Origin of the sequence: Paenisporosarcina sp. TG20 (assembly GCF_000286315.1) — a bacterium.
GTDB lineage: Bacteria > Bacillota > Bacilli > Bacillales_A > Planococcaceae > Paenisporosarcina.
In genome coordinates, this window is record NZ_ALJG01000362.1 from 26,856 (window position 1) to 41,368 (window position 14,513).

15 protein-coding genes are annotated in these 14,513 nt (G+C 37.5%); 14 read left to right on the top strand and 1 reads right to left on the bottom strand.

Annotated features, from left to right (window positions below):
- Positions 1-7: 7 nt before the first annotated feature.
- From def to spoVM, 9 genes are all read left to right on the top strand, one after another.
- Entirely contained in the window at positions 8-499 is a 492-nt protein-coding gene (gene def / locus B371_RS0119620; protein WP_019416033.1) for a peptide deformylase, read from the top strand.
- Positions 496-1,437 (top strand): methionyl-tRNA formyltransferase, encoded by a 942-nt coding sequence (gene fmt / locus B371_RS0119625; protein ID WP_019416034.1) that lies wholly within the window; start codon positions 496-498, stop codon positions 1,435-1,437. The genes def and fmt overlap by 4 nt, the downstream gene beginning before the upstream one ends.
- Positions 1,434-2,801: a 16S rRNA (cytosine(967)-C(5))-methyltransferase RsmB gene (rsmB, locus tag B371_RS0119630; RefSeq protein ID WP_019416035.1), complete on the top strand. Its 1,368-nt coding sequence runs from the start codon at positions 1,434-1,436 to the stop codon at positions 2,799-2,801. Before fmt ends, rsmB begins: the two co-directional genes overlap by 4 nt.
- A gap of 97 nt (positions 2,802-2,898) precedes the next feature.
- The gene (locus tag B371_RS0119635; protein ID WP_019416036.1) at positions 2,899-3,648 is read left to right on the top strand and encodes a Stp1/IreP family PP2C-type Ser/Thr phosphatase; all 750 of its coding nucleotides are present in this window, start codon (positions 2,899-2,901) and stop codon (positions 3,646-3,648) included.
- Positions 3,649-3,650: 2 nt separating this feature from the next.
- Positions 3,651-5,600, top strand: coding sequence for a Stk1 family PASTA domain-containing Ser/Thr kinase (gene pknB / locus B371_RS0119640; protein ID WP_019416037.1), 1,950 nt, complete (start codon positions 3,651-3,653; stop codon positions 5,598-5,600).
- An 11-nt stretch (positions 5,601-5,611) separates the two neighbouring features.
- On the top strand, positions 5,612-6,493 hold the full coding sequence (rsgA, locus tag B371_RS0119645) for a ribosome small subunit-dependent GTPase A (RefSeq protein WP_019416038.1): 882 nt from the start codon (positions 5,612-5,614) through the stop codon (positions 6,491-6,493).
- A 1-nt stretch (position 6,494) separates the two neighbouring features.
- Positions 6,495-7,163 carry a ribulose-phosphate 3-epimerase gene (gene rpe, locus B371_RS0119650; protein WP_019416039.1) on the top strand — a complete coding sequence of 223 codons (669 nt, stop codon included), beginning with the start codon at positions 6,495-6,497 and terminating at the stop codon, positions 7,161-7,163.
- Positions 7,160-7,816 carry a thiamine diphosphokinase gene (locus B371_RS0119655; RefSeq protein ID WP_019416040.1) on the top strand — a complete coding sequence of 219 codons (657 nt, stop codon included), beginning with the start codon at positions 7,160-7,162 and terminating at the stop codon, positions 7,814-7,816. The genes rpe and B371_RS0119655 overlap by 4 nt, the downstream gene beginning before the upstream one ends.
- Before the next feature lie 15 nt (positions 7,817-7,831).
- Positions 7,832-7,948: a stage V sporulation protein SpoVM gene (gene spoVM / locus B371_RS23145; RefSeq protein WP_019416041.1), complete on the top strand. Its 117-nt coding sequence runs from the start codon at positions 7,832-7,834 to the stop codon at positions 7,946-7,948.
- Between the two features lie 37 nt (positions 7,949-7,985).
- Here the strand turns inward: spoVM and rpmB are convergent, their stop codons facing one another.
- A complete protein-coding gene (gene rpmB / locus B371_RS0119665) occupies positions 7,986-8,174 on the bottom strand; it encodes a 50S ribosomal protein L28 (RefSeq protein WP_019416042.1) in 189 nt (62 codons plus the stop codon).
- A gap of 227 nt (positions 8,175-8,401) precedes the next feature.
- Here rpmB and B371_RS0119670 point away from each other — a divergent pair, with 227 nt between their 5' ends.
- From B371_RS0119670 to recG, 5 genes are all read left to right on the top strand, one after another.
- A complete protein-coding gene (locus B371_RS0119670) occupies positions 8,402-8,764 on the top strand; it encodes an Asp23/Gls24 family envelope stress response protein (protein ID WP_019416043.1) in 363 nt (120 codons plus the stop codon).
- 16 nt (positions 8,765-8,780) lie between these two features.
- Positions 8,781-10,448: a DAK2 domain-containing protein gene (locus B371_RS0119675; protein ID WP_019416044.1), complete on the top strand. Its 1,668-nt coding sequence runs from the start codon at positions 8,781-8,783 to the stop codon at positions 10,446-10,448.
- Positions 10,449-10,575: 127 nt separating this feature from the next.
- Positions 10,576-11,238 carry an L-serine ammonia-lyase, iron-sulfur-dependent subunit beta gene (sdaAB, locus tag B371_RS0119680; protein WP_019416045.1) on the top strand — a complete coding sequence of 221 codons (663 nt, stop codon included), beginning with the start codon at positions 10,576-10,578 and terminating at the stop codon, positions 11,236-11,238.
- Between the two features lie 11 nt (positions 11,239-11,249).
- The gene (gene sdaAA, locus B371_RS0119685; protein WP_019416046.1) at positions 11,250-12,146 is read left to right on the top strand and encodes an L-serine ammonia-lyase, iron-sulfur-dependent, subunit alpha; all 897 of its coding nucleotides are present in this window, start codon (positions 11,250-11,252) and stop codon (positions 12,144-12,146) included.
- Positions 12,139-14,187 (top strand): ATP-dependent DNA helicase RecG, encoded by a 2,049-nt coding sequence (recG, locus tag B371_RS0119690; protein ID WP_019416047.1) that lies wholly within the window; start codon positions 12,139-12,141, stop codon positions 14,185-14,187. Before sdaAA ends, recG begins: the two co-directional genes overlap by 8 nt.
- The last annotated feature ends 326 nt before the right edge of the window (positions 14,188-14,513 follow it).

Sequence of the window (14,513 nt, forward strand, 5' to 3'; positions counted from 1 at the left end):
ATGACCGTTGACCGTTAGAACTATAGTGAAACATCCAAGTGAAATATTAACAACTCCGACAAAAAAAGTAACTAAGTTTGATCGTAATCTCTCTTCATTATTAAAAGATATGTACGACACTATGCTTGATGCAGATGGCATCGGAATTGCAGCGCCGCAAGTCGGCGAGTCGATTAGTGTTGCTATTGTCGATCTTGGCGAAGGTGATGACATAATCGAAATGATTAATCCCGAAGTGCTACAAGTAGAAGGTGCTGTAGTTGAAGTAGAAGGCTGTTTGAGCTTTCCAGAATTGTACGGGGAAGTTGAACGTCCATTTTTCGTGCGTATTAAAGCACAGGAAAGAGACGGCAGTTGGTATGAACTTGAGGCAGAAGATTATGAGGCAAGAGCAATCCTACACGAAATAGATCATCTAGATGGTATTTTATTTGATTCAAAAATCTTACGTGTAGTAGATCCTTCTGAGCTTGAAGCGGATGAGGAGGACAAGATATGACCTCACTAGTGTTTATGGGGACTCCTGATTTTTCTGTACCTATTTTGACCATGCTAAAAGAAGAAGGTTATTCAATCTTAGCAGTAGTGACACAGCCAGATCGGCCTGTAGGACGCAAGAAAGTGTTAATGCATACCCCTGTAAAAAAAGAGGCATTACGACTTGGATTACCTGTTTTGCAACCTGAAAAGTTAAAAGGCTCGAAGCAATTAGATGAAATTTTGTCTTTAAAACCAGATCTTATTGTAACAGCTGCATTTGGGCAAATACTTCCAAACGAGTTATTAGAATCACCGGAGTTTGGCTGTATAAATGTACATGCCTCTTTACTTCCAGCATATCGCGGAGGGGCGCCTATTCACCAAGCCATTATTGATGGGCAACAAGAAACGGGTGTAACCATTATGTATATGGCTCAAAAATTAGATGCTGGAGATATAATTTCACAAAAATCAATACCAATTGAACAAAATGACACAACAGGAATTCTTTTTGAGAAATTAAGTATTGTAGGTAGAGACTTACTAAGGGAAACGTTACCTACAATTTTTAACAAATCAAATGCAAGGTCTGTACAAAATGAAGAACTTGTAACATTTGCTCGCAACATCTCTAGAGAACAAGAGCGAATTGATTGGAATCAGTCAGCACAGGACATTTTTAACCAAGTGCGAGGTTTAAATCCATGGCCAGTGGCTTATACAACTCTAAATCTAGAAGCTGTAAAAGTCTGGTGGGGACAACCGAGTCAACGAAGCTATACCCAACCAGTTGGGACGGTGGTTGGAATCAAGGTGGATCGACTTCTTGTACAAACAGGAAACGAACAAGCCTTTGAAATACTAGAATTACAGCCAGCTGGGAAGAAAAAAATGTCTGCTGAAGAATTCCTGCGAGGCACTGGTTCTAAATTACAGATTGGGGATCAGTTTCAATGAACAGTAAATCATATAGAATGTGGAATGGAAATGTACGCGATGCCGCATTATCAATATTAATGGCGATAGAAAAAAATCAAGCGTATAGTAATTTATTACTTCACCAAACTATTGAAAAATATGATATAGAATTAAAAGATCGTGCACTTTTAACTGAAATAACCTATGGGACACTTCAACATAAGATGACACTTGATTATTATTTACAACCTTTTATTAAAGGGAAACTAGATGATTGGGTTCGTCAATTATTACGTCTATCACTGTACCAAATTCATTACTTAGATCGAATACCTAATCATGCAGCTGTTAATGAAGCAGTTGAGATTGCCAAGAAGCGAAGCCATAAAGGAACAGCTGGCTTAGTGAACGGAATTTTAAGAGCTATTTTGCGACAAGGAGTTCGTTCAACTGAAGCGATCGTTGACCCGATTGAACGATTATCAATAGAAGCAAGCCACCCACTATGGCTAATCGAACGCTGGGTGAAACAATTTGGTTTTGAAAAAGCTGAAACCATGGCTTTTGAAAATAATATTCCTCCTGCACATACTGTCCGAGTAAACACGACACGTAGTACAATACAAGAGGCAATTGATATGCTGTTAGATGAAGGAATCATTGCTTATCAAAGTGATGTAATTGCTGAATGTTTACATATTGAAAAGGGACAAGTTGCGAAAACGAAGGCTTATCAATATGGAATTATTTCAATTCAAGATGAAAGTTCTATGATTCCAACGTATGCCCTCCGAGTTGAACCAGGTCAACGGGTGTTGGATATGTGTGCAGCACCAGGCGGAAAATCAATGCATATTGCAGAGAAATTAAATAATGAGGGATCGCTTGTTTCCATAGACTTACATCCTCATAAAGTGAAGCTTATTTCGGATCAAGCTATTCGACTAGGTTTTGAAAATATTGAAACACGTACATGGGACAGCAGAGAATTAACCAATGAATATGAGGAACATTCGTTTGATCGCATTCTTGTAGATGCGCCTTGTAGTGGTTTAGGTGTTATTCGTAGAAAACCGGACATAAAGTATACAAAAAAACAGGAAGATTTTGACTCGCTGCATAAAATCCAAATTGACTTATTAGCTGAAGCCTACAAGTTAATGAAGCCAGATGGATTGATTGTATATAGTACTTGTACAATAGACGATGTTGAAAATAACGGGACAGTACAAGCATTTCTTGCTAACCATTCGGACATGATGTTAGATGATATAAATGTCCTTCCTGAAGCCTACCAACATTTAACGAAAAATGGCATGGTACATGTTTTTCCACAAGACTTTAACAGCGATGGTTTTTTTGTTGCAGCGTTCAGGAAGAAAGCTGACCACATATCAAACTAAGTACTTTGCAAAAAAGTAAAACTAGGCTCTTATATTGATGTGCCTTGCAGACAACTTCGTGTGAAGAAGCGTCAACAAGAAACGGAGTGATTAGTTGATGAAATACACTGTATTAAGTGATATTGGGCAGAAACGATCGGTAAATGAAGATTGTGCTGCGATGTTCGTGCGGCCGGATTTTGTCCGTTTAGGCGTTATTGCTGATGGGATGGGTGGACACAATGCAGGTGATGTTGCAAGTAATATGGCAGTTACAAAGATTGGTGAATACTTTGAAAACGCTAGCTCGCAACAGTTTTCTTCCGAAGAAGCTATTAAACATTGGTTTATAGAAGCAGTAAAAAACATTAATAGCTTAATCTTTGATTATTCATTAACTCATGAAGACTGCCAAGGGATGGGTACCACATTTTTGGCAGTAGTATTAACAGAAGACCAAAAAGTGCTTTGCCACATAGGCGATAGTCGTGCCTATGAATGGGATTTAGGTGATATGAAACAAATTACGAAAGACCATTCATATGTTAACGTGTTAGTTGAAAACGGCGAAATCAGCCCTGAAGAAGCAGAAAGACATCCTAGGAAAAATTTAATTACAAAATCACTAGGAACTGAGAAAACAATTGAACCTGACTTTATATCAATCATGTTACCTTTAAATTCATACTTACTATTATGCTCTGATGGATTAAGTAATAAGTTAACTGTTGATGACATGGCCAATATTCTGTTAACATCCATTCCTGTTAGTGAAAAAGCTAGCCAGTTAGTACAACTGGCGAATACAAAAGGTGGAGAAGATAACATCTCTCTCGTTTTAATTACAAACACACAAGAGGAGGTGTAGACATGCTCCTAGGTAAAAGAATAAGTGGAAGATATAAAATTCTCGAAGTAATTGGTGGGGGGGGCATGTCAAATGTTTACCTCGCTCATGACATGATTCTCGATCGAGATGTAGCTATAAAAGTTTTGCGCTATGATTTTTCAAGTGAGGACGATTTACATCGAAGGTTTCAACGTGAAGCTCTTTCTGCTACTAGTCTAACCCATCCGAATATTGTCAATATATTTGATGTTGGTGAAGATCTGGACTTACAGTATTTGGTTATGGAATACGTAGAAGGTAAAACTTTAAAACACTATATTGTTGATGCAGCTCCATTGTCACCTGTTGAGACAGTGGACATCATGAAACAATTAACGTCAGCAATTGCTTACGCTCACCAAAATCAAATTGTTCACAGAGATATTAAACCACAAAATATTTTAATGGATGACAATCACCACCTAAAAATTACGGACTTTGGGATTGCAATGGCTTTAAGTGCGACTTCATTTACTCAAACCAATTCAGTCTTAGGAACTGTACATTATTTATCTCCCGAACAAGCACGTGGAGGAACTGCCACGAAAAGATCTGATATTTATGCTCTCGGTATCGTTCTTTATGAATTACTTACAGGGAAACTACCTTTTTTAGGAGAAACGGCTGTATCCATTGCATTAAAACATTTACAAACAGAGACTCCTTCAGTACGAGCTGTTGTGCCAAGCATTCCACAAAGCTTAGAAAATGTGGTGATGAAAGCGACTGCAAAAGATCCGAGAAATCGTTATCAAACCGTTGAAGAAATGGAATATGATTTGAATAATGTTTTATCTGCAGAACGCGCAAATGAAACAGCATTTGTAGTACCTGGTGACGATGGTGCAACCAAAGCAATGCCTATCATTCAAGGTGGTGGCAATTACGATCAACTAGCTGAAACGAAACCTCTCACAAGAGAAAATTTCACATCATCCCAAGTCAATGATGAAAAGAAGAAGAAAAAATGGCCTTGGATTGTAGGAATACTTGCATTGCTTTTATTTATTAGTTTAGTAGGTATATTTGCATTCCCACAACTTTTTGGAACAGAAAAGAAAGAAGTACCAGACGTAGTAAACATGCCATTAGATGAGGCAATTGAAATGGTTGAAGAAACAGGATTTGTTGCTGGAAATGAAACTGAAGAATCGTCTGAAGAAGTTGAAGTAGGTCATGTTATTCGTACAAATCCTCAAGATGGTAAAATAAGAGATATAGGAACTGAAATTGAATTTTTTGTATCGAGCGGGAAGAAAGCGGACTACCTAGCTAATTATGTTGGACGTGATATAGATGAAGTTAAGGAGCTCTTAGCTACTCAAAAATTTAAGTCCATCGAGATAAATGAAAAATTTTCAAATGATCCTGAAGGTAGGATACTTTTGCAAAGACCAACTGGAAATTCGGAGTTTATTCTAGATGAAACCGAGCTTATTTTCGAAGTAAGTAAAGGACCAAACTTACTTACTGTCATTGATTTAACAAAAGAATATAACGAGAGAACATTGAATGATTATGCTAGGTCATCTGGGTTTAACATTCGAATTGTAGATGAAGAATTCTCTCCAGATGTGCCTGATGGATTTGTTATTTCTCAAAACCCAGTAGAAGGTACAAAACTCGAGCCGGGAAGTTTGATAGAGATTGTTTTGTCAAAAGGCCAAGCAGCAGCTAAAATGAAAACCTTTGTAAAGTTGATAGAAATACCATATAATCCCGAAACACCGGGCATTGGACAAATTGTTCGTATTTATCTTCAAGATCAGACGCATTCACTGGCTGAGCCGGTTGAAGAATTTGTCATTACGGAATCTACAATACATCAAATTAAACTAGAAATTGAAGAAGGTCAAAAAGGAGCATATCGAATAATGGTTGACTCAAAGGTCATCGTAGATGAAGTTATTGAGTATAGCAGTTTCGAATAGGGAGGCATACGATGCCAAAAGGGCAAATACGTAAAGCGCTTAGCGGGTTTTATTATGTTCAAGATGGAGACCAATTTATACAATGTCGTGGGCGTGGTGTCTTTAGGAACCGCGGAGTGAATCCCCTTGTAGGTGACTTTGTCGACTATGAGGTGGAGAGTGGCTCTGATGGTACAATCACTGTCGTACACGAACGAAAGAATGCACTTGTCCGTCCACCAATCGCCAATATTGATCAAGCTTTGCTCGTGTTCTCGTTAACCGAACCCGATTTTAACCCTTTATTGTTGGATCGTTTTCTAGTTGTCGTAGAGTCATTCAATGTGACCCCGATTATTTGTTTCACTAAAACCGATTTATTATCTGAAAAAGAGTTGTCTAAAATACAACCTTTTTTAGATGATTATCGTGCAATTGGTTATCAAATGATTGAAACTTTCAAAGATGATGAAGCTTTATTTGGCAAAATAGCACCAATTCTTGAAGGGAAAATAAGTGTTTTAGCTGGGCAGTCGGGCGTGGGTAAGTCTACGTTATTGAATACTCTGTTGCCTTCGTTAAAACTAAAGACAGGAATTATATCCCAAGCACTTGGTAGAGGGAAGCATACAACACGCCATGTCGAGCTGCTTGAAGTTTGTGAAGGACTGTTAGCCGACACACCAGGTTTCAGTTCGTTTGATTTTGATGATATTAGTAAAGAGCAGTTATCTGAATGTTTTCCAGAGTTTCAAAAAACATCTGAAGACTGTAAGTTTAGAGAATGTTTACACATCAGTGAACCAAAATGTGCAGTACTTGCTTTGGTTAAATCAGGTAAGATTAAAGAATACAGATATAAACATTATGTAAAATTTTTAGAAGAAATAAACGATAGAAAGCCGAGGTATTAATGTGATTAGAATAGCTCCATCAATTTTAGCTGCTAATTTTTCGAAATTAGCTGAAGAAGTACGAGAAGTAGAACTAGCGGGTGCAGAATTAATTCATATTGATGTAATGGATGGACATTTCGTTCCTAATATTACAATGGGACCAATTGTTGTCGAGGCTTTAAGACCTTTGACACGACTTCCATTAGATGTACATCTAATGGTTGAAAATCCTGATTTGTTTATAGAGTCATTTGCAAAAGCAGGAGCTGATTATATTTCTGTCCATGTAGAAACATGTCCCCACCTACACAGAACCATTCAACTAATTCGTTCATTTGGAGTTAAGCCTGGCGTTGTATTAAACCCGCACACACCTATTGAAACAATTCAACATGTATTAGAAGACATCGATATGGTTCTATTCATGACGGTTAATCCAGGATTTGGCGGTCAAAAGTTTATTCAATCTGTTGTACCGAAAGTGAAGCAACTTTCTACAATTATAAAAGAAAAAGGGTTAAACATTGAGATTGAAATTGATGGGGGCATTAATGCTGATACTATCGTTCCTTGTGCACAAGCAGGTGCTACAATATTCGTTGCTGGATCAGCCATTTATAATCAAAAAGATCGTGCTAAAGCTCTACAAGATATAAAAGAAGCTGGGGAGAGAGCAATTCTAACATGACAACTGTTGTAATTTGTGCAGGAGGTCCTGAGGATGAATTAGCCTACCTGGAGCCATTTAAATCATCTGATGAAGTTGTTTTTATTGGAGCGGATAAAGGTGCAATTTATTTAATCAATGAAGGTATTAATCCAGATGTAGCTGTTGGCGATTTTGATTCAATAACTCAAAAAGAATTTTCTGATCTAGAAAAATCAGTCCCTGTAGTAAAAGTAACATCTGCTGAGAAGGATGAAACAGATACTGATTTGGCACTCGTTCAATCACTTGATTTTAATCCTCAACAAGTTGTGGTAACGGGTGTTACAGGAGGTCGTTTGGATCATTTTACTGCTGTTCTCCACAGTGTCTATAGAATTCAATTGGACAACCCTAAAATTAAATTTATTATACGAAACAAATGGAATGAAATAAGGTTTCTAGTACCAGGTACCACTCCAATACTGAAAGATAATCACTTTCCATTTGTATCTTTCTTTGCTTTTCAAGGGATGGTTAAACAAATCACTTTAACTGGTATGAAATATAATGTTATGAAGGAAACGATAGAAATTGGAAATTCTCGTTTTACTAGTAACGAAGTATTAGATGAACAAGGGTCTATCTTCTTTACATCTGGCATATGTTTATTAATACGTAGCTCAGATAAATAAGAAGGAGTGAAAAACATGCGTGTTTATACATTTAGATTACCGAAAGTTGTTAGTGGGTTTGCAAAAATGTGTTTGGGTTTGATGTACAAAGAAGATAAGGCGAAAAAAAGGAATGAAAAAATGCCAGACTGACAATTGTCAGTTTGGCATTTTTTTTTGGACGCGAGGATTAAACGCGCTCAACTTTTCCAGATTTCAATGCTCTCGTAGAAACCCATACACGTTTAGGGCTACCGTTTACAAGAATACGAACTTTTTGTAAGTTAGCTCCCCAAGTGCGTTTTGTTTTGTTCATTGCGTGAGATCGAGCATTACCAGCACGGGACTTACGCCCTGAGATTACACATACTTTTGGCATTATATTTCCTCCTCAAAAAAGAAGCTGAAAGTTTTTTTCAGTTCGATATTTCACATACTTAAATATTTTAACATATAGTTGTTTTGTTAGCAATAAAAATTTGGTCTTTGTGTAAGAATAAAACCTTTACAGACGAAAGTAGCAGAATGTTAACGTTTTCTTTTAATACCGCACATTGTGTAGTACAATTATTGAAGTCAAAAAGGATTAATAAGGAGGTATTCTGTATGTCAATTGAATTGAAAAATGAATTTGGACAAATTGATATTTCAAATGATGTCGTGGCCCAGATAGCAGGGGGAGCAGCAATTGAATGTTATGGAATTGTCGGAATGGCGACTAAACATCAAATCCGAGACGGTTTAACTGATATTTTACGTAAAGAAAACTTTGCAAAAGGTGTATTAGTACGCCAAAATAACGAAGACCTTCACATAGACATGTATATCATCGTCAGTTACGGTACAAAAGTTTCAGAAGTAGCTTATCAAATTCAATCAAAAGTGAAATACACTTTAAATAAGACATTAGGACTTGCAGTAAACTCAGTAAATATTTACGTTCAAGGGGTTCGTGTGACGAACCCATAAGAGGAGGAAGTAGGATATGAAGTCTTTAGACGGAATACAATTTGCAGAAATGGTGAAAATGGGTGCCCATCACTTATTTCAGAATGCAGATTATGTGGATGCTCTAAATGTCTTTCCTGTTCCCGATGGTGACACGGGAACGAACATGAACTTATCAATGTCTTCTGGCTCAAAAGAAACAGAAGTACATGCAGTTGCTCATATTGGAAAAACAGCTCAAGCACTTTCAAAAGGTTTATTAATGGGAGCTCGTGGGAACTCTGGGGTTATTTTATCTCAACTTTTCCGTGGATTTGGGAAAGATGTTGAAACGAAATCAACGCTATCTGCAAAAGAATTTGCTCATGCTTTCCAACATGGTGTAGATATGGCGTATAAAGCAGTCATGAAACCGGTTGAAGGTACCATTTTAACAGTTGCAAAAGATTCAGCGAAAAAAGCGGTAGAAGTCTCAGAACATGAAGATAATATAATAGTGGTAATGGAAGAATTATTGAAAGAAGCAAAAGCATCACTAGAGAGAACACCGGATTTATTACCTGTCTTAAAAGAGGTAGGGGTTGTGGATTCTGGTGGACAAGGTCTCGTATACGTTTACGAAGGTTTTATTGCTGCCATGAAAGGTGAAAAGCTACCAGAAAAAATGTCATCTTATTCAATGGATGATTTGGTAAGCGCAGAACACCATAAAAAGGTTCAAGGGTATATGGATACTGCAGATATCGAGTTCGGCTATTGTACAGAGTTTATGGTGAAGTTTATGCCAGAAAAAGTTGCGGTAAATCCTTTTAATGAACATGCTTTCCGTGAAGGATTAAGTCAGTTTGGTGATTCACTACTTGTTATTTCTGATGACGAAATTGCAAAGGTACATATTCACTCTGAACAACCAGGAAATTGTTTAGATTACGGACAAAAGTTCGGAGATCTAATTAAAATAAAAATTGACAATATGCGTCAACAACATTCCGAAATTGTTGGAGACGATTATAAGAAAGCCGATTCTACAAAAGCGACTGTCAAGAAACACCCTTATGCTATTGTAACGGTTGCGATGGGTGAAGGAATTTCAGAACTTCTTAAAAGCGTAGGAGCAAGCGCAGTTATAGAAGGCGGTCAGACGATGAATCCATCGACAGAAGATATCGTCAAAGCGATTGAATCTATTGGCGCTGAAAAAGTACTTATCTTGCCAAACAATAAAAATATTATTATGGCAGCTCAACAAGCAGCCGAAGTGATTGGAATTGAAGCTGCTGTTGTACCAACAAAATCAGTACCTGAAGGGTTGGCTGCAATTTTATCATTTAATCCTGATGATTCAGTTGAAGTTAATCAAGCAAATATGACTGAAGCATATGCTCATGTGAAAACAGGACAAGTTACTTTTGCTGTACGTGATACAACAATTGATGGAGTTGCAATTCAAAAAGATGACTACATGGCCATCTCTCAAGGTAAGATAATTCTTTCAACATCTTCATTGCAAGAAGTTTCACAATCATTAATCCATGACTTGATTGATGAAGATTCAGAAATTATTACAATTATATATGGGGAAGATACGACTAAGGCAGATGCCTATGAATTAGCTGCATTTGCAGAACAACATTACTCGAATGCAGAAGTAGAAGTATACAATGGAAAACAACCACTGTACCCTTATATTATTTCAGTAGAATAAGAATTTAAAACAGTGAATCATATGGTTCACTGTTTTTTCTAGGATTCGCTCACTTTGTGAACTACAACGTTGTCATTTTAGATATAGTGAACCTCAGGTGAAATTTCAATATAAAGGAGTCCTCTAAATGAAGTTTAAATCAGTTTTTGATATCATTGGTCCGATAATGATTGGACCATCTTCTTCCCACACTGCTGGTGCAGCAAGAATTGGTCTTGTTACACGTGAATTATTCGGTAGGCAACCCAAATGGGCGAAAATCTATTTATACGGTTCTTTTGCTGAGACATACAAAGGTCATGGCACTGACATTGCAATAATTGGTGGTTTACTAGGTTTTGATACATTTGATGAACGTATTAAAACGTCGTTTGAACTCGCCAAAGATGCAAACTTGTCATTTGAGTTTATTCCAGAGACTGGCCATACTGAACATCCAAATACAGCACGTCTTGTTATAGGTGATGAGTCAGGGGAAATGGAACTTATCGGTATTTCAATAGGTGGAGGTAAAATTGAAATTAGTGAACTAAATGGTTTTCCTCTACGATTATCAGGAAATCATTCTGCGATTTTAGTTGTCCATGAAGATAAGTCAGGAAGCATTGCGAAGGTAGCAACTTGTTTAGCGGAACAAAATATTAACATTGGGCATATGGAAGTATCTCGTAAAGAGCAGGGGAAAATGGCATTGATGGTAATTGAAGTCGATGAACCCATTGAAGATTACGTGTTAAAACAAATTGCATTGTTGCCTTATATTAATCAGGTAACTAAAATCTCAGATTAGGAGGGTTATAAATGAAGTTCTTATTTCGTAACGTAAAAGAATTAGTTGCATTGGCGACAAGTGAAAATAAATTAATTTCTGAGTTAATGATAGAGCAAGAAATGTTAGTAACTAGAAGAAGTCGCGAAGATATTATGAAACAAATGGATAGGAATTTAACTGTTATGGAAGAAGCAGTGGAAAAAGGTCTAAAGGGCGTTCAATCGACTTCAGGTTTAACAGGTGGAGACGCGGTTCTCCTGCACAACTATATGAAAAAAGGCAACACACTTTCTGGGGCATTACTAATTGATGCTGTGAGTAAAGCAGTTGCTACGAATGAAGTAAATGCAGCAATGGGAACAATTTGTGCAACACCAACTGCAGGTTCTGCGGGTGTAGTGCCAGGTACTTTATTTGCGGTTCAAAACAAACTAAATCCTACTCGTGAAGAAATGATCCGTTATTTATTTACTGCAGGAGCGTTTGGATTCGTTGTAGCAAACAATGCGTCTATCTCCGGTGCTGCAGGCGGGTGTCAAGCAGAAGTTGGTTCAGCTGCTGCTATGGCTGCTGCTGCTATTGTCGAAATGTCTGGGGGGACACCACAGCAATGTTCTGAGGCTTTTGCCATTTCAATGAAGAACATGCTTGGATTAGTATGTGACCCAGTTGCAGGATTAGTAGAAGTGCCATGTGTTAAACGTAATGCTATGGGAGCTGCTAATGCATTAGTTTCAGCTGATATGGCACTTGCAGGTGTGACTAGCCGTATTCCATGTGATGAAGTTATTGATGCTATGTACAAAATTGGTCAAACAATGCCGTCTAGTTTAAGAGAAACTGGGCAAGGCGGTTTAGCAGCAACTCCAACAGGAAGAGCACTTGCCGAGAGAATTTTTGGTGCTGATTTTGTAAAAGGTGTCTAATAAATTACTTCAATCTGTAAGTAGTTTAAAAGGAATTGGCGGAGAAACAGAAAAAACACTAGCTGATATGGGGATTCTCACTTTACAAGACTTAGTCATGACTTTCCCTTATCGTCATGAAGATTTTAGATTGAAGAACATTGCAGAAACACCACATAATGAGCGGATTACAGTAGAGGGTAGGGTTGAAAGTGAACCCACCATTCAATTCTTAGGAAGAAATAAATCCCGGTTACAATTTCGTCTCTTAGTTGGTCCACATTTAATAAAAGTATTCTTTTTTAACCAAGGATACTTAAAGAATAAAATAATACCAGGTGAAATCGTAACAATTACCGGCAAGTGGGATCGTGGTCGTCAAGCAATTAGTGGATCCCATTATTTTCTTGGACCAAAAACTGACCATGTTGATTACGAACCCATGTATAGTTTAAAAGGTTCTTTACAGCAAAAAAAATTCCGGAAATTTATGCAAAAAGCACTACAAGAAGTTGGATTAGACATAGAAGAATGTCTGCCACTTGATGTAAGAGAAATCTACAAGCTTTTACCGGTACTAGAAGCACTTGAAGGGATTCATTTCCCCAAAAATGCTGAACATGTAAAACAAGCACGTAGACGTTTTGTTTATGAAGAGTTACTAATATTTCAATTGAAAATGCAAGCGTTAAAAAAAATCCGTAAAGAACAAACCCAGGGAATTTCAATTTCTTATGATATTCAAAAAATTAAGGAATTAATTGCGACCTTACCTTATGAGTTAACAGCTGCTCAAAAACGAGTAGTCAATGAAATTTGTAAAGATTTAAAAGAACCTCACCGTATGAACCGGTTAATCCAAGGTGATGTAGGATCAGGTAAAACAGTAGTAGCTGCTATCGCTTTGTACGCAGTGATTACAGCAGGTTTTCAAGGTGTACTGATGGCACCTACTGAAATATTGGCAGAACAACATGTTGTTTCTTTAAATGAATGGTTATCACCAGTTGGTGTCCGTATCGCATTATTAACAGGGTCTACAAAACCAAAAGTTCGTAAAATATTACATGAACAACTTCAAAATGGAGAAGTAGATTTATTGGTTGGTACACATGCATTGATTCAACCAGACGTAGAATTCCTTAAATTAGGTCTCGTCATAACGGATGAACAACATCGATTTGGTGTTGAACAAAGGCGTGTCTTACGGGACAAAGGAATGAATCCAGATGTGTTGTTTATGACTGCTACGCCTATTCCGCGTACTCTTGCCATTACGGCTTTTGGAGAAATGGATGTATCAACTATTGACGAAATGCCTGCTGGACGAAAGGAAATTGAAACACACTGGGTCAAAAAGGAACTGTTTGATCAAACCATTAAACGCATGGCTTCGGAATTGCAAAATGGAAGACAAGCTTATGTTATTTGCCCACTCATCGAAGAATCTGACAAGCTGGATGTTCAAAATACGGTCGATGTGTATAATCAATTATCTTCCATCTTTCATAATCAGTATAAGATTGGCCTTATGCATGGTAGATTACATTCAAGTGAAAAAGATGAAGTAATGCGGGCTTTTAGTGATGGGAAGATTCAAGTGCTAGTTTCTACAACAGTAGTAGAAGTTGGTGTGAATGTGCCTAATGCCACATTTATGATTATTTACGATGCAGAGCGTTTTGGACTTGCTCAACTTCACCAACTTCGAGGACGAGTAGGACGTGGTTCTGAACAGTCTTACTGTGTTTTATTAGCTGACCCCAAATCAGAAGATGGTAAAGAACGTATGAAGTCGATGACAGAAACGAATGATGGTTTTAAATTAGCCGAGAAAGATTTAGAACTTCGAGGTCCAGGAGACTTTTTTGGTCGAAAACAAAGTGGTGTACCTGAATTTAAAATGGCTGACTTGGTTCATGATTACAGAGCGTTAGAAACTGCAAGACAGGATGCTGAAAAACATCTTGCATCTGATGAATTTTGGATGAGTGATGAGACCAAGTGTTTACGGACCAACTTGGAGCAATCCGGAGTATTAGATGGGGATCGTATTGATTAGAAAATGCGATACTGTTTAGATTTTAAAAATAGTCGATGTTCGCACGAAGCGGATTATACAGGGCTGTCTTTTAAGTCCCTAAAAATAAAACAGGTGAAGGAAAACGAGTTGTTTTTCTTCGCCTGTTTTGATGTTTTTACTTATGGCTCTTGAAAGTAGATGTGATGCGATCCCTTTTCCTTGTTGGTTATTGTATGGAAAGTGTGTTGTAACGGAAATTCACAGCCTCGTATTCCTTTAAGGTTAGTCAATCTGGTGTGTCACAAAGTGGATCCTTCATCTGAATTTCAAAAAGCTGTTGTTTTTATGCTTATTGTTGTCCATGA